This is a genomic window from Streptomyces sp. NPDC031210, from assembly GCF_055570395.1.
This window is the reverse complement of the sequence record NZ_JBVIHH010000015.1, coordinates 25,488-43,661: the sequence shown is the minus strand read 5'-3', so window position 1 is coordinate 43,661 and position 18,174 is coordinate 25,488. Positions and strand designations below refer to the sequence as shown.

Annotated in this window: 13 protein-coding genes, 1 tRNA gene and 1 pseudogene; 9 read left to right on the top strand and 6 right to left on the bottom strand. The window is 69.4% G+C overall.

Annotated elements, in window-relative coordinates:
* Positions 1–319: 319 nt before the first annotated feature.
* Both ACZ45Z_RS25400 and ACZ45Z_RS25395 read left to right on the top strand, forming a co-directional pair.
* On the top strand, positions 320–1,534 hold the full coding sequence (locus ACZ45Z_RS25400; protein ID WP_468366615.1) for an aminotransferase class V-fold PLP-dependent enzyme: 1,215 nt from the start codon (positions 320–322) through the stop codon (positions 1,532–1,534).
* Between the two features lie 484 nt (positions 1,535–2,018).
* Positions 2,019–2,438, top strand: a complete 420-nt coding sequence (locus ACZ45Z_RS25395; protein ID WP_468366613.1) for a hypothetical protein — start codon at positions 2,019–2,021, stop codon at positions 2,436–2,438.
* Positions 2,439–2,468: 30 nt separating this feature from the next.
* Here ACZ45Z_RS25395 and ACZ45Z_RS25390 read toward each other — a convergent pair.
* The 3 genes and pseudogenes from ACZ45Z_RS25390 to ACZ45Z_RS25380 form a co-directional block, all read right to left on the bottom strand.
* A pseudogene (locus ACZ45Z_RS25390) lies at positions 2,469–3,645 on the bottom strand (IS701 family transposase).
* Between the two features lie 146 nt (positions 3,646–3,791).
* Positions 3,792–4,244: a hypothetical protein gene (locus ACZ45Z_RS25385; RefSeq protein WP_468366610.1), complete on the bottom strand. Its 453-nt coding sequence runs from the start codon at positions 4,242–4,244 to the stop codon at positions 3,792–3,794.
* Positions 4,245–4,313: 69 nt separating this feature from the next.
* Positions 4,314–4,387 (bottom strand) — tRNA-Gly (locus ACZ45Z_RS25380).
* Positions 4,388–5,040: 653 nt separating this feature from the next.
* On the opposite strand from ACZ45Z_RS25380, the gene dcd reads away from it, so the two are divergent.
* The 4 genes from dcd (at position 5,041) to ACZ45Z_RS25360 (ending at position 8,862) form a co-directional block, all read left to right on the top strand.
* Positions 5,041–5,616, top strand: a complete 576-nt coding sequence (gene dcd, locus ACZ45Z_RS25375; protein ID WP_468366607.1) for a dCTP deaminase — start codon at positions 5,041–5,043, stop codon at positions 5,614–5,616.
* A 96-nt stretch (positions 5,617–5,712) separates the two neighbouring features.
* Positions 5,713–6,213, top strand: a complete 501-nt coding sequence (locus tag ACZ45Z_RS25370) for a phosphoribosyltransferase (protein WP_468367016.1) — start codon at positions 5,713–5,715, stop codon at positions 6,211–6,213.
* 306 nt (positions 6,214–6,519) lie between these two features.
* The gene (locus tag ACZ45Z_RS25365) at positions 6,520–7,056 is read left to right on the top strand and encodes a hypothetical protein (RefSeq protein ID WP_468366605.1); all 537 of its coding nucleotides are present in this window, start codon (positions 6,520–6,522) and stop codon (positions 7,054–7,056) included.
* 315 nt (positions 7,057–7,371) lie between these two features.
* Positions 7,372–8,862 carry a ricin-type beta-trefoil lectin domain protein gene (locus ACZ45Z_RS25360; protein ID WP_468367012.1) on the top strand — a complete coding sequence of 497 codons (1,491 nt, stop codon included), beginning with the start codon at positions 7,372–7,374 and terminating at the stop codon, positions 8,860–8,862.
* 172 nt (positions 8,863–9,034) lie between these two features.
* Here ACZ45Z_RS25360 and ACZ45Z_RS25355 read toward each other — a convergent pair whose 3' ends face one another.
* The 3 genes from ACZ45Z_RS25355 to ACZ45Z_RS25345 all read right to left on the bottom strand — a co-directional run bounded on the left by ACZ45Z_RS25355 (position 9,035) and on the right by ACZ45Z_RS25345 (position 14,085).
* Complete coding sequence (locus tag ACZ45Z_RS25355; protein ID WP_468367009.1) at positions 9,035–9,997, bottom strand: Yip1 family protein; 963 nt, start codon at positions 9,995–9,997, stop codon at positions 9,035–9,037.
* A gap of 317 nt (positions 9,998–10,314) precedes the next feature.
* Positions 10,315–11,652 (bottom strand): FG-GAP repeat domain-containing protein, encoded by a 1,338-nt coding sequence (locus tag ACZ45Z_RS25350; RefSeq protein ID WP_468366603.1) that lies wholly within the window; start codon positions 11,650–11,652, stop codon positions 10,315–10,317.
* Between the two features lie 168 nt (positions 11,653–11,820).
* Entirely contained in the window at positions 11,821–14,085 is a 2,265-nt protein-coding gene (locus tag ACZ45Z_RS25345) for a heterodisulfide reductase-related iron-sulfur binding cluster (RefSeq protein WP_468366600.1), read from the bottom strand.
* A 322-nt stretch (positions 14,086–14,407) separates the two neighbouring features.
* On the opposite strand from ACZ45Z_RS25345, the gene dnaK reads away from it, so the two are divergent.
* The 3 genes from dnaK to dnaJ are packed head-to-tail and all read left to right on the top strand — an operon-like array spanning position 14,408 to position 18,174.
* The gene (gene dnaK / locus ACZ45Z_RS25340; protein ID WP_468366598.1) at positions 14,408–16,270 is read left to right on the top strand and encodes a molecular chaperone DnaK; all 1,863 of its coding nucleotides are present in this window, start codon (positions 14,408–14,410) and stop codon (positions 16,268–16,270) included.
* The gene (grpE, locus tag ACZ45Z_RS25335; RefSeq protein ID WP_468366595.1) at positions 16,267–16,953 is read left to right on the top strand and encodes a nucleotide exchange factor GrpE; all 687 of its coding nucleotides are present in this window, start codon (positions 16,267–16,269) and stop codon (positions 16,951–16,953) included. The genes dnaK and grpE overlap by 4 nt, the downstream gene beginning before the upstream one ends.
* A gap of 45 nt (positions 16,954–16,998) precedes the next feature.
* On the top strand, positions 16,999–18,174 hold the full coding sequence (gene dnaJ / locus ACZ45Z_RS25330) for a molecular chaperone DnaJ (RefSeq protein WP_468366593.1): 1,176 nt from the start codon (positions 16,999–17,001) through the stop codon (positions 18,172–18,174).

Below are 18,174 nucleotides of genomic sequence, written 5' to 3'. Positions count from 1 at the left end.
TGCACCAGCGCGACCAGGATCACGGCCAACGTCGCCGCACTCCAGCCCGCCGACAGCTGGCCACGGGACCTCACCGACACCGACACGTCACATACGGTACGCATCCACACACGCAAAGTGCCTGTTAATGTCGCAAACGGCCGAGCCCCGTAACGCCTCTGGCGCCGCCCACCCCACGCTTCCCGGCCGGGCCCGGCACCCAGGAAGCCGCTGCCATGGAGGTCCGATGGCTCTTTCCCGGCGCCGCGTGGTCACCGGACTTGGTGCCGCCGCCATCCCGCTGTCGGTCAGCACCGCGCCGCCAGAATCACCTGATCCAGTGATTGCCTCCGCGGGCCGCAACCCTCGCCAGCTCGCCCAGGACGAGAAGTTCTGGCGTGATATCGCCCGCCAGTACCGGGTGAGCGCACAGTTCACCAACCTGGAGAACGGCTACTACGGAGTCACGCCCACCCCGGTCCAGCACGCCTACCGCCGCAACGCGGACCGCCTCAACACCCTCAGCTCCTACCTCCTGCGCACCACCTACAAGGCCGAAGCCGATTTGGTACGGGAACGCACCGCTGCCCTCGCCGGCGTCGACAAGGAAGAGATCGCCTTCACCAGAGGCGGCACCGAAGCCCTGCAAAACCTCATCGGCGGCTACCGCATCCTGCGCCCCGGTGACGCCGTCATGTACGCCGACCTCGACTACCACAGCGCCCGCTACGCCATGAACTGGCTCAAAGACCGCCGCAGCATCAACGTCGTCCGCATCACCATCCCCGAACCTGCCACTCCCCAGGCAGTCGTCGACACCTACACACAAGCCCTGGACCGCCACCCCCAGGTCAAACTGCTCCTGCTCACCCACGTCAACAACGTCACCGGACTGGCCCTGCCGGTGCGCGAGATCGCCACCGCCGCCCGCGACCGGGGAGTCGACGTCATCGCGGACGCGGCCCACTCCTGGGGCCAGCTCGACTTCACCCTCCCCGACCTCGGCGCCGACTTCGTCATCTGCTCCCTCCACAAATGGATGGGCGCACCGCTGGGCACCGGCTTCCTCTACATCCGCAAGCACCGGCTCAAGGACATCGACCGCGCCTTTGCCGACGAGACCTACCCCGCCGACGACATCCGCTCCCGCGTCCACTCCGGCACCCTCGACGCCGCCTCCGTCCTCACCATCCCCGCCGCACTGGACTTCCACCAGGCCCTGGGCGCCCCCGCCAAACAGGCCCGGCTCCGCTACCTGCGCGACCACTGGGTCCGCCAGGTAAGGGACATCGAGAACCTCGACATCCTCACCCCCGACAACCCCAGCTCATACAGCGCGATCACGTCCTTCCGCGTGCGGGGGCACACCACCGAGACCGACAACACCGCCATCGCCCAGTACCTCTTCGACCGTCACCGCATCCTGACCGTCCGCAGAGGCGGCCCCGCAGGTGGCGACTGCGTACGGGTAACCCCCGCACTGTTCACCCTGGCCCACCACACCGACCACTTCGCAGCCGCACTGCGCGACACCGCACGGCGCTTTCGCACCTGACGACTTGATCAGCTGCTACCGGGAGCACCCAGCCGGCCAGCGCCGGGCATGTTGACTTAACAGAGGGCTGGCCAGGTAGGCGCTCCCGTCGCGGGCGGCGCGGCGGGTCCGTTGCAGGGGCGGAGTGATGCTGATGCCCAGGACCTGCGGAACTGAGGTTGGCCGGAATGTGAGGCCAACCCCTGTGGTGTCAGCGGCCTACTCGTATGCCCAGGTCCGGCCGGTCTGGCGGTATTCCTCCACGGGGATCGGTTCGACGCCGGTTCGCATCCGCGCGGTGTACAGCAATCCGGCCGCGTCCTCGTTGTGGGTGCGCATGCGCAGGGACAGCGTCGAGTGTCATGGTCCTCACCCGGGAGCAGCTCGTCACGGACGAGCTGCTGCTGTCGGAGGACTTCAGCACTGAATTGGGCGAGTTGACGGCAGGCAGCGCCTCCTGGCGGCTGATGCCGTGCTTCTGGACCCAGGGCCTCGCCGAGCTGGCTTGGGCCTCGCCGACGCCGCGGGCGGCGAGGTGTGGGGATACGCCGACCGGACGCTGTCAGGGGCCGTCAAGGCCCCGGACAGCACCGCGTGGCTGCGGCTGGTCAGCGAAACCGAAGGCAAAGCGGGCGGGAAGCTGTGGGAGGGCCCCAAGGAGGCGGAACGGTCCGTGCCTTCTGCCGTGCCCCGGCCGCGGCTGCTCGGATGGTGCGACTGGTCGGCCGACGGCTGGGACTACCGGACCGAGTTCTACCAGCTCGTCGACACACCGTCGGTGGTTCACAGCCCGGCCCTCCGCCATGACCAGACCAACGACCGGCCTGCCCAACCGTCACAGCAAACACCGTTGCAGTACTGGTTCTCCAGCAGCGTTTCTCTATTTGCGCCGGTCAGGAGGTCTGTTTGGAGTCTAGCGGGCTGATGTCCTGTCAGGTTGGCGGTCGTTCGTTACTCACCTGATCGGGGTGCGTGCGGCGTTGGTAGTGGCAGGTGTGGGCGATGGCTTGGTGGTGGCGTCGCCAGTTGGACCAGTGGAGTCTGTGCTCGGGGCGCAAGGAACGCGGTGGTCGTGCCTTCGGGGAATGGGCAAGGTCCAGGAGTCGCCGGATTTCTGCCACGGTGACGGGCGCGAGGGCGATCGAACCGATTCTTCGGCCCCCCTTTCGAAGGCGCGGGCGGCCATCGCGGCAAGGAAGGCATGGGCGAGCATGGCTAGTGTGATGTGCCGGTACCAACCGGCATAGCGGCGGACTTCGTACTGGTCCAGGCCGCATTCGTTCTTCGCGGCCTGGAAGCATTCCTCGATGGCCCAGCGGGAGCCGGCCACGCGCACCAGCTCTGCCACGGTCGTCTCGCAGGGTGCGTAGGCGAGGTAATAGGCGACCTCATCGGGCCGGCTCAGGCTGCGGCGGGCGAGCACCCAGCGATGATGGGTGGCCTGCCCACTGCCGGGCCCTCGGCCTCGGGCAGCTTTGCGGCGGCCCAGTCGTAGACACGCGGGCCCTTGGCCCCTTCCCCGCACTACAGTCGTTCCCATGCCGTAGGCGGCGTCCGCGGTGACCCAGGCGATGGGCAGAGCGGACGCCAGGGCACGCAGGACAATCGTCCGGGCCAGCTCCGGCTTGGTGGCGCAATCCAGGGCAGCGGGAATCTTCGCCGCACGGCACCGGTCCGGATCCTCGGTCCAGGACTTGGGCAGATACAACTCGCGGTCCACTAAAGCCCGTCCCTTCGACGAGGCTTAGGCGGCGAACACGCCGATCTGGCAGTGCTCGGTGCGGCCCAGCGGTGCCCGAATACTGCCGCTGGACCCCGGCCGACGTGATGCCCTTCTTCAGGAAGCCGGTGTCATCAAGGATCAGGACTCCGTCCGAGCGGCCCAGGGTCTGAGCGACGTATTCCTGCAGGTCGTCGCGGACCTCGTCGGGCTCCCACCGGGACGACGCGAGGAGTCGTTGCAGCCCGTCGGGGGTCTCGTGGCCGACATACTCGGCCAACTGCCAACCGTTCTTGCGCCCGACTGGGCCCAGCAGTCCGCGAACGTAGTCCCGCATCCGACGTCTCGACTCCACCCGGGTGAAACGCTCGCCCACCCGCAGCAGCAACGACTCCAACTCGGCGGCCCACACCCCTGCTTCAACACCCGTCGCCGTGCCAGGTTCAACGCACCCCGATCAGGTGAGTAACGAACGACCGCCAACCTGACAAGACATCAGCCCGTTAAACTCCAAACAGGTCTCCTGGCCAGCGCAAATGGAGAAACGCTGCTGGAGTGCTAGGCGTGACTGACCCGAGCGTGCCAGAGATCACCGTCGCGGGCGAGTCGCGCTTGGAGTTCGTGGGTGCGAGGAGATCCCGCTTCCCGCCACTGGTGGATCAAAGCGCGTAGGGCTTCGAGCGCCGGCGATTCGGTCTCGTCGGCGATGAGGTGCTCGTCGGTGACGAGGGCTGCGTGGGCGGTTCCGGTCGGGGAGAGGGAACTGAGGCCGATGCCGGTGCCGTGGGCGGTGGCCGCTTCGAACAGTCCGACGGGTTCGGTGGCGATGAGCGAGTTCTTCAGGTGGACGTAGTCGGGGGCCGGTGCGGGTGTGGGCTCGGTGTGGGGCGCGTTGCCCAGAGCGGTGACCAGGAGCGGCAGCACGGGGTGGCCGCAGGGCTGGACAGGCTGGTCCAGGTGGAGCGGGAGAAGGTGGCGAAGAAGCCAAACGATCAGGGATCGGGCACGCAACGGGCACGGGATGCCTGAGCTGGTCCAGACAACAAAGAAGCCCCGGGCGCTTGGCCTGGGGCTTTTTCATGGAGCGGGTGACGGGAATCGAACCCGCGCTCTGAGCTTGGGAAGCTCATGTTCTACCATTAAACTACACCCGCGTAAGCCGCCCCTGATGAGGGCGGTTCATCGTCGCACACTCTACCCCATGGCTGCCGGACGGTGTGTTCGGCGTGCCCGGTGGGCGGGGTGTGGGTGGGGTGGGATGGGTGTGTGGGGGGCGGGAGTTGGGGCGTACGGTGGCAGTCGGAGTGCCGCTTGTGGTGGCGCGGAGTTCATCCCCTAATGTGGCTTTTGTTGTCCACGCAGTTGGGAGAGGGACTTGATGGGACGCACCGTCGTACGTTGTGCCGAGGGCCACGTGTTCAGCACCGCTTCGTTCCCGATGCAGACCACCGACCGGCTCGGACCCGGACGGCTGCTGCGCTGCCCGCGCTGTGCTCGGCTGCGGCACTCGGTGCCCGTGGAGCACGCGAAGCGGTAGCGGTAGCCGTAGCGGTAAAGGGGAGCGGTAGGGGGAGCAGTGGCGGTAGGTGATGGGGGAGTGGAGCGGAAGTAGCGGCGGCCGGGGGCGTCACTGAGGTGGCGGGGCTGTCGGAGGATCTGGAGGAAGTGCGGACGCCGGCGGTGTCGGTGTGTGGGCCCGGTTCCCTGATGGGGGCCGGGCCCCCGCCGTGGCGTGTGGCCCGGTTCCCCGGTGGGGCCGGGCCCTCGCCGTGCTGTGGGGGTGGCGTGGGCGCGTATCCTCGTCTGCGTGCTTCTCTCTGACAAGGACATCCGGGCCGAGATCGACGCAGGTCGGGTGCGCATCGACCCCTATGACGAGTCGATGGTGCAGCCGTCGAGCATTGACGTGCGGCTCGACCGCTTTTTCCGGGTGTTCGAGAATCACCGCTATCCGCACATCGACCCCGCCGTGGAGCAGTCCGACCTGACCCGCGAGGTGGTGCCGGAGGGGGATGAGGCGTTCATCCTGCACCCCGGGGAGTTCGTGCTCGCCTCGACGTACGAGGTCATCACGCTGCCCGACGATCTCGCCTCCCGTCTGGAGGGGAAGAGCTCGCTGGGGCGGCTGGGGCTGCTGACGCATTCGACCGCCGGGTTCATCGACCCCGGGTTCAGCGGGCACGTCACGCTGGAGCTGAGCAACGTCGCCACGCTGCCCATAAAGCTGTGGCCGGGCATGAAGATCGGGCAGCTCTGCATGTTCCGGCTGACCTCGCCGGCCGAGCACCCCTACGGCTCCGCGCACTACGGCAGCCGCTACCAGGGGCAGCGCGGCCCGACGCCGTCCCGGTCGTTCATGAACTTTCACCGCACGCAGGTCTGAGGCGGTAGCGGCGCGTGCGCCGCGGGTGGTGTGGGGACGCGCCGATGGGTGGCGTGTGGATGTGGGAAGAGAAGGTCGGAGAGATACGTGAGTGACGTGCGCGAGAACCTGACGTACGAGCGCTTCGGCGGGGCGATCCGTGAGCTGGCGCAGACGATCGCGGACGACGGGTACGAGCCCGATGTCGTGCTGTCGATCGCCCGGGGCGGCGTCTTCGTGGCGGGCGGCCTGGCGTACGCGCTGGACTGCAAGAACATCCACCTGGTGAACGTGGAGTTCTACACCGGGGTCGGCACCACGCTGGAGATGCCGGTCATGCTCGCGCCGGTGCCGAACGCGATCGACTTCTCGCAGAAGAAGGTGCTGATCGCGGACGACGTCGCCGACACCGGCAAGACGCTGAAGCTGGTGCACGACTTCTGCCAGGGGACCGTGGCGGAGGTCCGCAGCGCGGTCATCTACGAGAAGTCGCAGTCGCTGGTGAAGTGCGAGTACGTGTGGAAGCGCACGGATGAGTGGATCAACTTCCCGTGGAGTGTCTTGCCTGTAGTACGTAAGTCGGGGGAGCCGCTTACTCCGTCGAAGGAAGCGCTCTGACCTGCTGCTCTGCGAAGATTCCCGGCCTCGGAAGGCCGGGAATCTTCGTTTTGGAGCTCTCAGGCTTTGAAGCGGAGCCTCATCCTTATCAGGTCGATCATGCGGAGAGGCCGACGTCGGTCTACCCGCCGAGAACCGTGAACGTGAATCCACTCGCGTGCGGCGCGAACCGCTGTTGTTCGCTCTTGTTGGCGTCAGGCGCTGGTGTCAGCCCCAGCAAGCGCTCTTGACAGATAGGCACCCCTGCATCCGCCACACTCTCGGAGGTCGGCCTAGGATGCCGAGCGGCCAGGGGAGGACGGACGTATGGGCGAGAGCCTGCGCAAGATCTTGCTGTGGGGGCGGACCGTGCAAGAGTGGTGGTCGGACCGTCTGGGCAAGGAGATCGTCTCCACATGGGCAGCAGGCATCGTTTTGGGCGTTCCTGCCTGGATCTTCATTGAGATTCTCTGGCACCCGGACTCGATCCTCGGTGACGGCGGGCTCGCCGCCTTCGGGCTGCTTATCATCCTGGCTGTCGCAACGCTCTTCGCATGGACGGGCGTCATGATCGTCCGCGAGACGATCGCCGAGTCCCGCGTGACTGCAGGTCGCATCCGGCACCGGCTGCTCACGGTTCAGGTACTCACGGCCGGGATGGCCGGGTGGGCAGCCCTGCGGGCGATCTTGGTCTTCGGTAATCACGTGTCGCCGACTGTAGGTCTGATATCGGCGATTCCGATGGCGGCTCCGTACTCACTCGCGTTCCTGGCACTCGTCGTGCGCGAGGACGTCCAGTGGTGGCTGGTACGTGCTGTGCTCCCCGCGCCGATTGCCCTGGTGGTGCTGCTCCGGTTCATGTGACTCGGTGCCTGGCGCCTGGATTCATCTGCCACGGCAGCATCCTCCCTCCTCAACCCACCACCCTCCCCAGCTCCCATCCCGTCCGCCATGAACCACGCCTGCTCGGCTCTGCCTGGGTCGGCGGTGGACGGGATGGGACCGCGCATGACGCCCTGCCGTCGGCTTTCGGCCAATCCCGTTCCGGGTGTTCCGCCTGTGACTACCTCCGAGTAGAAACCGGCGGTAACAGCAGACCGGAGGGGAGGCCCAGTGGTGCGTGCGAGACGTGTGCGGCGGCCGAGGTTGGTGGGCGCGGTCGTGACGGCGGCCGTGACGATGGCGCTCACCGTGGCGGTGGGCGGGCCCGCGGGCGCGGCCGGTACGGGTGGGGACGGGGCGGGGGGCGGTTCGCCCTCCGTGGCGGGCAAGCCCCTGCCGCCCGAGTTGGAGAAGATCCGCGCGGCGCGGGCGAGAGAGCTCTACGGTGACCCCGCGCAGCGGCCGGTCGGGGAACGCAAGACGTCGCTGATCTCCCTGGGGGACAGCGAGATCTCCGGCGAGGGCGTGGGCACGTACGAGCCGGGGACGGACGGGCCGGACAACTGGTGCCACCGGTCGCCCGACGCGGCGATCCACCGGACCTCGATCGCGGCGGACGTGACGTACAACGTCGCCTGCTCCGGCGCGTACAGCGGCAACATCCGTATCGGCGGGAGCAAGCAGTACGCCGACGAGTTGGTGCAGAGCGACAGTCTGGCCATCGCGGCCCGCAACACCCGGCTGAAAATGGTCCTGTTGGTGGCCGGCGCCAACGACGACCTCCAGTTCGGCCCGGTGATGACGGACTGTGTGCAGCGCTGGTTCCTCCTCCAGGGCACCTGCGAGCCGAAGTACCGGCCGGGGTGGCAGGCGCGGGTCGACGGACTGGTGCCCAAGGTCACGCAGACCGTGAACGACCTGCGGACGGTGATGCGGGACGCGGGTTACGCCGACGGCGACTACCGGCTCGTGGTGATGTCGTATCCGAGCCCGATCGGGCCGGACGTGGAGGACAACCCGAACTACCCGGGGAAGCTGCCGGGCGGCTGCACCGGCTACACCTCCGACGCGGGCTGGGGCCGCAATTCCGCCGTCCCGGCGTTCGAGAAGGGCGTGCGCGCGGTGGCGCGGGACACGGGCGCGACGTACCTCGACGCCTCGCGGCTCTTCCACGGACACGAGGTGTGCATGGAGGACACCTGGGCCCGCGGACTGTACGTCAACGTCGCCAACCCCTTCCCGCCGGACGCCAATTCGGTGCGCCAGTCCTTCCACCCCAACGCGCGCGGCCACCGCGCCTTCGCGTCGTGCCTGACGCAGCTCTACGCGTCGGGGCTGCGCGAGGCGTCCTGCGCCGACCCGTCGAGCACCGGGGAGCCGAAGCTGTACGCGGGTGCCTGGGACGACGTCTACCGGCCGCTGAAGAACGCCGGTACGGGCAGTTGTGTGGACGCGACCGGCGGCCTGAGCCGTAACGGGACGGCGGTCGGCGGCTGGGACTGCAACGGGCAGCGCAACCAGAGCTGGTGGTACGACGCGGAGCGGCGGTCGGTGCACGTGGAGCTCACCCACGACCGGTGCCTGGACGTGCCGGGCGCGCGCTACGAACCGGGCGCCGCGATGGTGCTGTGGAACTGCTCGGGCGCGGCCAACCAGCAGTTCGTACGGGGCGGCGGCGGCACGCTGCGGCCGGCCGCGGCGCAGCGGCTTTGCCTGACGCTGGGCGCGGCGAAGGACCCGCTGCGGCTGGCGGCGTGCGACGGGTCGGCGGGGCAGCGGTTCGTCTGACGGCGGACAACGGTTTCGCCGGACGGCGGGTGACGGCTCGCCTGACGGCGGGGCAGCGGTTCGTCTGACGGCGGGCGCGGGGAAGGCTCCTCCGCCTGAGCCCGGATGACGAAGGGCCCCGTTCCGGAAATCCGGAGCGGGGCCCTTCGGCGTACGGCGGGTGCGGGTGGGGCTACAGCGTGCCGAGCTTCACCAGGGCCAGCAGCGCGACGAGCTGGATCGCGGCGGCGCCCAGCGCCTTGGGCCACGGCAGGTCGTGCGACTTGTTCACCATGGACGTCAGCAGGAAGCCGGCCCCGAGCCAGGTCAGCCAGCCCAGCACCTGCACCAGCGGGCTGTCGCCGCCGAGGAACATCGCGAAGAGCAGTCGCGGCGCGTCCGAGATCGTCATGATCAGCATGGACAGGCCGATGGTGGGCGCCCACGCGCCGTCCCCGCCGAGCTGACGGGCCATGGTGTGGGTCACCGCGCCCAGGATCAGGCTGCCGATGATGAACATCACGGCGGTGATCAGCACCCACGGGATGCTGTTGGAGAGCGTGGCGTTGAGCACGTCCTCGCGGGCCTTGTCGAAGCCGAAGACGGCGAGCAGGCCGTAGACGAACGTGATGACCAGCGCCGGGGCCCACACCTGGTGGTCGCGCATCTGCCAGAAGGTGGGCGCGGGGCGCAGCACCATGCCGGACAGCAGTTGCTTCCAGTGGAGCCGGGGGCCGGCCGGCGGGGCGCTGGTCTGCCCGGCGCGGTAGACGCCGCCGTCGGCGTACCGGCCGTCGGGCCCGTCGCCGTACTGGTCGGCGTACGGCCCGCCGGGCGCGCCCTGTGCGTCGTAGGCGTCCGGCGCCTCACCGATGCTGAACTGCTGGGTGTGGCCGGGGTTGTTGTCGTTCGTGTACGGCGCGTAGGACTGCTGCTGGGGCTGGTACCCGCCGTCGCCGAAATACTCCGGCTCGTCGTGCTGCCCGTGCGGTTGTCCGTGGGGGCCGCCCCCGTAGTGCTGCGGGGGCTGCGGCGCCTGCCACTGCCCGTGCGGAGGCGGGGGCTGCGCTCCGTACGGCCCTTGCTGTCCGTACGGCGCCCGCTGCCCCTGCTGCTGCCCGTCCTGTGCGGAGCGGGGATCCCGTCCGCGACCCATCCTGAATCCAGCCACGTCATCGAAAGTACCTGGTCCGCACGGGCTCGGTGGCGGCACCGGCCACGGTGCGGGGGTTTGCTGCCGAGCTGTGACATCCCCTAGGGGATACCTGGGGCGAGATTCAGCCGTGCGGAGGACAGGGCGGTGGGGCGGCCGTGGCGGTGGGGCCCGGTGGTCTTCCGCCGCGCCGTCATATGGGTGAGGCAGGAGGGGTGTTGGTGGTGGCGTGGGTCACGGCCGGTCCCGGGCGGGCGGGGCGGTGCCGGCAGGCCGTGGGGGAGGCGGGCCGGGCGCTTCAGGCGCGCGGGCCCGGCGCTTCAGGACGCGCTGAAGACGGCCGTGGAGAAGGCGGCGACGGGTGCGGGGGACAGACCCGATCGGGTGCCGGCGTAGACCGTCACCTGGTCGGCGGCGGTGCCGCGACGGGTGAGGAGGGCGAGGTCGGCGCGGTGGTCGCCGTCGAAGTCGGTCAGGGCCAGGACGGTGGAGTGCGCGCGACCGGTGCCGGGCAGGCGGCGTCCGGGCAGCGGCCGGGGCGCGGCGGCCAGGCCGCCGGTGGTGCCGGGCAGCAGGGCCGGCCGGGTCCCGCCGATCACGAGGTCGGTGCGGCCGTCGGCGTTCACGTCGCCCGCGGCGAGGGTGGGCCGGCCGCCGCCGGCGCCGGTGCGCATGGTGCCGGGCCGTCCGCTGACGTACAGCCGGCCCCCGGTGTCGGCGGTGACGGCGGTCAGGCCGGCGCCACGGGTGCCGCCGAAACGGCCGAAGACCACGGCGTGCCCGGCCGGGAAGGCGGCGCCGGCGCGGGCCGGCCCCCGGGGGCCGCCGAGCGCGAGGCGGCTGCGGGCACGGTGGCCGGGGTCGGCGGCGCGTACGAGGAGGTCGTCGGCACCGTCACCGTTGACGTCCAGGGGCGGCTCCACAGGGGCGCCGGTGGTCGCCAGGGCGGTGCCGGGGACGTCGAGCGGCGCGCCGGCCGCCTTGGGGGCGCCGGCCCGCGTGAAGGGGCCGCGCAGGTAGCTGACGCGGGGGCCGGAGGCGGTCACGGCGAGGTCGGGCCGTCCGTCACCGTCGAAGTCGCCGCAGACGGGCTGGTCGGGCCACTCCTCGCCGATCCTGGCCGGGCCGGGGATGCGCAGTTTCACAGCGCGGGCCCCGGCCAGGCCCTTGGGCGAGCCGAAGAGGATCTGGACGGGGACGGGGGGCCGGCCGACGCCGTCGTAGGGCGGGTCGGTGGTCACGACCAGGTCGGTGAAACCGTCCCGGTCCAGGTCGCAGGCGGTCTCCGCGTCGAAGGCGGCGGGGACGGCGGGCCGGGTGGCGGCCGCGTTGCGGGCCGGGGTGAGCAGCTCGCGGGTGGCGGGGTCGAGGCCGCTGGGTGAGCCGTAGACGATGCCGATGCCCGGGTCGTCGTCGTGGCCGCCACCAGGGGCGAGGAGGCTGTCGACGACCAGGTCCGGATGGCCGTCGCCGTTGAAGTCGCGGGCGGTGTCGCTGCCCCGGCCGGTCGGGACGGGGCGCGGGGGCGGGCCGGCGGCGCGGGGGCCGCGTGAGGGTCCCGCGCCCGGGCCGGCGGGGCCGCCGGTCGACGCCAGCAGCCCGCAGGAGGTCAGGAGCAGGGCGCAGCCGAGCCCCGCCGCCGCGATCCGTCGTCGCACCACGCCCCCCAGACGTACCGCTCGCGCTCTGGTGTCCCACCGGGGGCCGATGCTGCCCGGCGGCCGCGCCGCCCGCAATGGCGCGTCCCGGGCATGGCCGGAAAACGCCGACGGCCGGCCCCCCGAGGAGGGACCGGCCGTCGGCTCGTGCGGCTGCGCCGCGGGGCGCTACTTCACCGGTTCGGGCTCCGGCGCGTCGGCGCTCTCCTCCTCGCCGGCGGGGTCCACCGGGGTCTTGACGGAGTCCAGCAGGAGCTGGGCGACGTCGACGACCTGGACGGACTCCTTGGCCTTGCCCTCGTTCTTCTTGCCGTTGACCGAGTCGGTCAGCATGACCAGGCAGAACGGGCAGGCGGTGGAGACGATGTCGGGGTTGAGGGAGAGGGCCTCGTCGACGCGCTCGTTGTTGATGCGCTTGCCGATCCGCTCCTCCATCCACATCCGCGCGCCGCCGGCGCCGCAGCAGAAGCCGCGCTCCTTGTGGCGGTGCATCTCCTCGTTCCGCAGGCCCGGCACCTTGGCGATGATCTCGCGCGGCGGGGTGTAGACCTTGTTGTGGCGGCCCAGGTAGCAGGGGTCGTGGTAGGTGATCAGACCCTCGACCGGGGTGACGGGGACGAGCTTGCCCTCGTCGACGAGGTGCTGGAGCAACTGCGTGTGGTGGATGACCTCGAACTCGCCGCCCAACTGCGGGTACTCGTTCGCGATCGTGTTGAAGCAGTGCGGGCAGGTCGCGACGATCTTCTTCTTGGACTTCTCGACGACCACGCCCTCGTCGGCGTCCTCGCCGAACGCCGCGTTCAGCATCTCGACGTTCTGCTGGCCGAGCTGCTGGAAGAGGAACTCGTTGCCCAGGCGGCGGGCGGAGTCACCGGTGCACGCCTCGTCGCCGCCCATGATCGCGAACTTGACGCCCGCGATGTGCAGCAGCTCCGCGAAGGCCTTGGTGGTCTTCTTGGCGCGGTCCTCCAGGGCTCCGGCGCAGCCGACCCAGTAGAGGTACTCGACCTCGGAGAGGTCCTCGATGTCCTTGCCGACGACCGGGACCTCGAAGTCGACCTCCTTGGTCCACGCCAGGCGCTGCTTCTTGGCCAGGCCCCAGGGGTTGCCCTTCTTCTCCAGGTTCTTGAGCATCGTCCCGGCCTCGGAGGGGAACGACGACTCGATCATGACCTGGTAGCGGCGCATGTCGACGATGTGGTCGATGTGCTCGATGTCGACCGGGCACTGCTCGACGCAGGCGCCACAGGTGGTGCACGACCACAGCACGTCCGGGTCGATGACGCCGTTCTCTTCGAGGGTGCCGATCAGCGGGCGCTCGGCCTCGGCCAGCGCCGCGGCGGGCACGTCGGCGAGCTGCTCGGCGGTCGCCTTCTCGTTGCCCTCCTCGTCCTTGCCGCCGCCGGCCAGGAGGTAGGGCGCCTTGGCGTGCGAATGGTCGCGCAGCGCCATGATCAGCAGCTTGGGCGACAGCGGCTTGCCGGTGTTCCAGGCGGGGCACTGCGACTGGCAGCGGCCGCACTCGGTGCAGGTGGAGAAGTCGAGCAGGCCCTTCCAGGAGAAGTGCTCGATCTGCGAGACGCCGAACTGGTCGTCCTCGCCCGGGTCCTCGAAGTCGATCGGCTTGCCCGCGCTGGTCATCGGCGGCAGCGCGCCGAGGGCGACGTCGCCGCTGCGCTCGCGCTTGAACCAGATGTTGGGGAAGGCGAGGAACCGGTGCCAGGCGATGCTCATGTCGATGTTCGTGCTGACCGTGATCATCCAGATCATGGTCGTACCGAGCTTGATCATCGCGAAGACGTAGACGAGGTTCTGCAGGGCGGTGACGCTCAGGCCCTTGAGGAGCAGGACGATCGGGTACGAGGCGAAGTACGCGGGCTCGTAGTGGTCGACGTCGTGCAGGGAGCCTTCGAGGCCGCGCAGCATCATGATGGCCAGGCCGATGATGAAGATGACGTACTCGACGAAGTACGCCTGCCAGGCGGTCGACCCGGCGAAGCGCGACTTGCGTCCGGCCCGGCCGGGCAGGTTCAGCAGCCGGATGACCATCAGCGTCAGGATGCCGAGCGTCGTCATCGTGCCGATGAACTCGATGTAGAGCTCGTAGGGCAGGAAGCCGCCGAGGACCGGCAGTTGCCAGTCCGCCTTGAAGAGCTGACCGTAGGCGTTGATGATCGTCGGCGGCAGCGTCAGGAAGCCGATGGCGACGAACCAGTGGGCGATGCCGACGATGCCCCACTTGTTCATGCGCGTGTGGCCGAGGAACTCCCGGACCAGGGTGACGCTGCGCTGGTAGGGGTTGTCGGTCCGGCTGCCCGCCGGGACCGGCGATCCGAGCTTGAAGAAGCGCACGAACTGCGCGACAGCGCGGCCGAGCAGCGCGACGCCGACCGCGGTGAGGACCAGCGACACGATGATCGCGGCGAGTTGCATGGGTGGCTCCTCGGGCCTGCGAGGGCGGGGTACGGGTTACGGGATCCGCACGGAGGCCGTACGGGTTCTGGAGCGATTACTAAGCAGTAACTTTTCAGGTATGCGCTGAGGTTACCCAGTATCCCCGGCCCCATGAAGTCACGCGGCCGGTGATCTGCGTCGCGCAGGCAACCCTGTGCGGGGGTGTGGCGTCCCCGGTGAGGGGTCGGTGACGATAAGCGTCGTATAAAACTTGAGTGCCCTCCACTCATGTCTGTTGACAGGTTTCGTTCCGTGTTGCACGCTTGAGCCTGTTCCACTCAAGTTAGCTGGAGGAATTGAAATGGCACGTGCGGTCGGCATCGACCTGGGCACGACGAACTCCGTCGTCAGTGTTCTCGAAGGCGGTGAGCCCACCGTCATCACCAACGCCGAGGGCGCCAGGACCACGCCGTCCGTTGTCGCCTTCGCCAAGAACGGCGAGGTGCTGGTCGGCGAGGTCGCGAAGCGCCAGGCGGTCACGAACGTCGACAGGACCATCCGGTCGGTCAAGCGCCACATGGGCACCGACTGGAAGATCAACATCGATGGCAAGGACTTCAACCCGCAGCAGATGAGCGCCTTCATCCTGCAGAAGCTGAAGCGGGACGCGGAGTCCTACCTGGGCGAGAAGGTCGTGGACGCGGTCATCACCGTCCCGGCCTACTTCAACGACTCCGAGCGCCAGGCCACCAAGGAGGCCGGCGAGATCGCGGGCCTGAACGTCCTGCGGATCGTCAACGAGCCGACCGCGGCCGCCCTCGCCTACGGCCTGGAGAAGGACGACCAGACCATCCTGGTCTTCGACCTCGGTGGCGGCACCTTCGACGTCTCGCTGCTGGAGATCGGCGACGGCGTCGTCGAGGTGAAGGCCACCAACGGTGACAACCACCTCGGTGGTGACGACTGGGACCAGCGCGTCGTCGACTACCTCGTCAAGCAGTTCCAGAACGGCCACGGCGTCGACCTGGCCAAGGACAAGATGGCGCTCCAGCGTCTGCGCGAGGCCGCCGAGAAGGCGAAGATCGAGCTGTCGTCCTCCACCGAGACGACGATCAACCTGCCCTACATCACCGCCTCCGCCGAGGGCCCGCTGCACCTGGACGAGAAGCTCACGCGCTCGCAGTTCCAGCAGCTCACCGCCGACCTCCTGGAGCGCTGCAAGACCCCGTTCCACAACGTCATCAAGGACGCGGGCATCCAGCTCTCCGAGATCGACCACGTGGTCCTGGTCGGTGGCTCGACCCGTATGCCGGCCGTCGCCGAGCTCGTCAAGGAGCTGACCGGCGGCAAGGACGCCAACAAGGGCGTCAACCCGGACGAGGTCGTCGCGATCGGTGCCTCGCTGCAGGCCGGTGTCCTCAAGGGCGAGGTCAAGGACGTCCTGCTCCTCGACGTCACCCCGCTGTCCCTCGGTATCGAGACCAAGGGCGGCATCATGACCAAGCTCATCGAGCGGAACACCACGATTCCGACGAAGCGCTCCGAGATCTTCACGACGGCCGAGGACAACCAGCCGTCCGTGCAGATCCAGGTCTACCAGGGCGAGCGCGAGATCGCGGCGTACAACAAGAAGCTCGGGATGTTCGAGCTGACGGGTCTGCCGCCGGCCCCGCGCGGCGTGCCGCAGATCGAGGTCACCTTCGACATCGACGCCAACGGCATCATGCACGTCGCCGCCAAGGACCTCGGCACGGGCAAGGAGCAGAAGATGACCGTCACCGGCGGCTCCTCGCTGCCGAAGGACGAGGTCGACCGCATGCGCCAGGAGGCCGAGCAGTACGCGGACGAGGACCAGAAGCGCCGCGAGGCCGCCGAGACCCGCAACCAGGCCGAGCAGCTCGTCTACCAGACCGAGAAGTTCCTCAAGGACAACGAGGAGAAGGTCCCCGGCGACGTCAAGACCGAGGTCGAGACCGCGGTCGGCGAGCTGAAGGAGAAGCTCAAGGGCGACGGCGACAACACCGCCGACATCCGCACCGCCACGGAGAAGGTCGCGGCCGTCTCGCAGAAGCTGGGCCAGGCCATGTACGCCGACGCCCAGGCCGCCGGTGGCGCCGAGGGTGCCGCGGCGGGCGACGCGGGCCAGTCCGCGGACAACGCCGATGACGTGGTGGACGCCGAGATCGTCGACGACGAGAAGCCGAAGAAGGATGGTGCCGCGTGACGGAGGAGACCCCGGGCTTCGAGGAGAAGCCCGACGTCCCCTCCCCCGCCGAGTCGGCAGGAACCCCTGACGACACGGCGCAGCGTGCCGAGTCCGCCGAAACGGCGGGCTCGGCCCCGGCCGGGGACGACAGCAAGGGCACCCAGAGCCCCCAGCAGACGGCGCTCACGGCGCAGTTGGACCAGGTGCGTACGGCGCTCGACGAGCGCACCGCGGACCTCCAGCGGCTCCAGGCCGAGTACCAGAACTACCGCCGTCGGGTGGAGCGGGACCGGGTCACGGTCAAGGAGATCGCCGCGGCGAACCTCCTGTCCGAGCTCCTTCCCACCCTCGACGACATCGGCCGGGCACGTGAGCACGGCGAACTGGTCGGCGGCTTCAAGTCGGTGGCCGAATCGCTGGAGACCGTCATCGCCAAGATGGGTCTGCAGCAGTTCGGCAAGGAGGGCGAGCCCTTCGACCCGACGATCCATGAAGCGCTGATGCATTCCTACGCACCGGATGTCACCGAGACCACGTGCGTGGCGATCCTGCAGCCCGGGTATCGCATCGGTGAACGAACGATCCGCCCAGCGCGGGTCGCCGTCGCCGAACCGCAGCCGGGCGCCCAGGGCGCCAAGTCCGCCTCCGAAGAGGACGCCAAGGCTTCGGACGAGGAGAACGGTGGCCCGGACGAGGGCTGACGTGAGGACAGAGACGAAAACCGCGCGAAAGGAGGGACGTCGGGGATGAGCACAAAGGACTTCGTGGAGAAGGACTACTACAAGGTCCTCGGCGTCCCGAAGGACGCCACCGAGGCGGAGATCAAGAAGGCGTACCGCAAGCTCGCCCGCGAGTTCCACCCGGACGCCAACAAGAGCGACGCCAAGGCCGAGGAGCGCTTCAAGGAGATCTCCGAGGCGAACGACGTCCTCGGTGACCCCAAGCGGCGCAAGGAGTACGACGAGGCCCGGACGCTGTTCGGCAACGGCGGCTTCCGGCCCGGCCCCGGCGGGGGCGGCGGCAGCTTCAACTTCGACCTGGGCGACCTCTTCGGCGGCGCGCCCGGTCAGGGTGGCGGCGCCGGCGGCTTCGGCGGGGGTCTGGGCGATGTGTTCGGCGGCCTGTTCAACCGCGGCGGCGCCGGTACGCGTACGCAGCCGCGCCGCGGCCAGGACATCGAGTCCGAGGTGACGCTCAGCTTCACCGAGGCCGTCGACGGGGCCACGGTCCCGCTGCGGATGTCCAGCCAGGCGCCGTGCAAGGCGTGTTCGGGCACCGGCGACAAGCACGGTACGCCCAGGGTCTGTCCGACCTGCGTCGGCACCGGCCAGGTCAGCCGGGGCGCCGGCGGCGGCTTCTCGCTGACCGACCCGTGCGCCGACTGCAAGGGCCGGGGCCTGATCGCCCAGGACCCGTGCGAGGTCTGCAAGGGCAGCGGGCGGGCCACGAGCGCGCGCACCATGCAGGTCCGCATCCCGGCGGGTGTCTCCAACGGGCAGCGCATCCGGCTGCGCGGCAAGGGCACGCCCGGCGAGCACGGCGGCCCGGCGGGCGACCTCTACGTCGTGGTGCATGTCGACGCCCACCCGGTCTTCGGCCGTAAGGGCGACAACCTCACCGTGACGGTGCCGGTCACCTTCCCGGAGGCCGCGCTCGGTGGTGAGATCAAGGTGCCGACGCTGGGCGGACCGCCGGTCACGCTGAAACTGCCGGCCGGCACTCCCAACGGACGCACCATGCGGGCCCGGGGCAAGGGCGCGGCCCGCAAGGACGGCACCCGAGGTGACCTGCTGGTCACCATAGAGGTGGTCGTTCCCAAGGAGCTCGGCGACAAGGCGAGAGAGTCGCTGGAGACCTATCGCGAGGCGACCGCGGGTCAGGACCCGCGGGCGGAGCTGTTCCAGGCCGCGAAGGGAGCTTGA

What these genes read in the sequence shown, in the direction of transcription:
- ACZ45Z_RS25365 (WP_468366605.1), top strand. Translation starts at nt 6,520, where the DNA reads ATGGGCGAGAGCCTGCGCAAGATCTTGCTGTGGGGGCGGACCGTGCAA.
- ACZ45Z_RS25360 (WP_468367012.1), top strand. Translation starts at nt 7,372, where the DNA reads ATGGCGCTCACCGTGGCGGTGGGCGGGCCCGCGGGCGCGGCCGGTACG.
- ACZ45Z_RS25355 (WP_468367009.1), bottom strand. Translation starts at nt 9,997, where the DNA reads ATGGGTCGCGGACGGGATCCCCGCTCCGCACAGGACGGGCAGCAGCAG.
- ACZ45Z_RS25345 (WP_468366600.1), bottom strand. Translation starts at nt 14,085, where the DNA reads ATGCAACTCGCCGCGATCATCGTGTCGCTGGTCCTCACCGCGGTCGGC.
- dnaK (WP_468366598.1), top strand. Translation starts at nt 14,408, where the DNA reads ATGGCACGTGCGGTCGGCATCGACCTGGGCACGACGAACTCCGTCGTC.
- dnaJ (WP_468366593.1), top strand. Translation starts at nt 16,999, where the DNA reads ATGAGCACAAAGGACTTCGTGGAGAAGGACTACTACAAGGTCCTCGGC.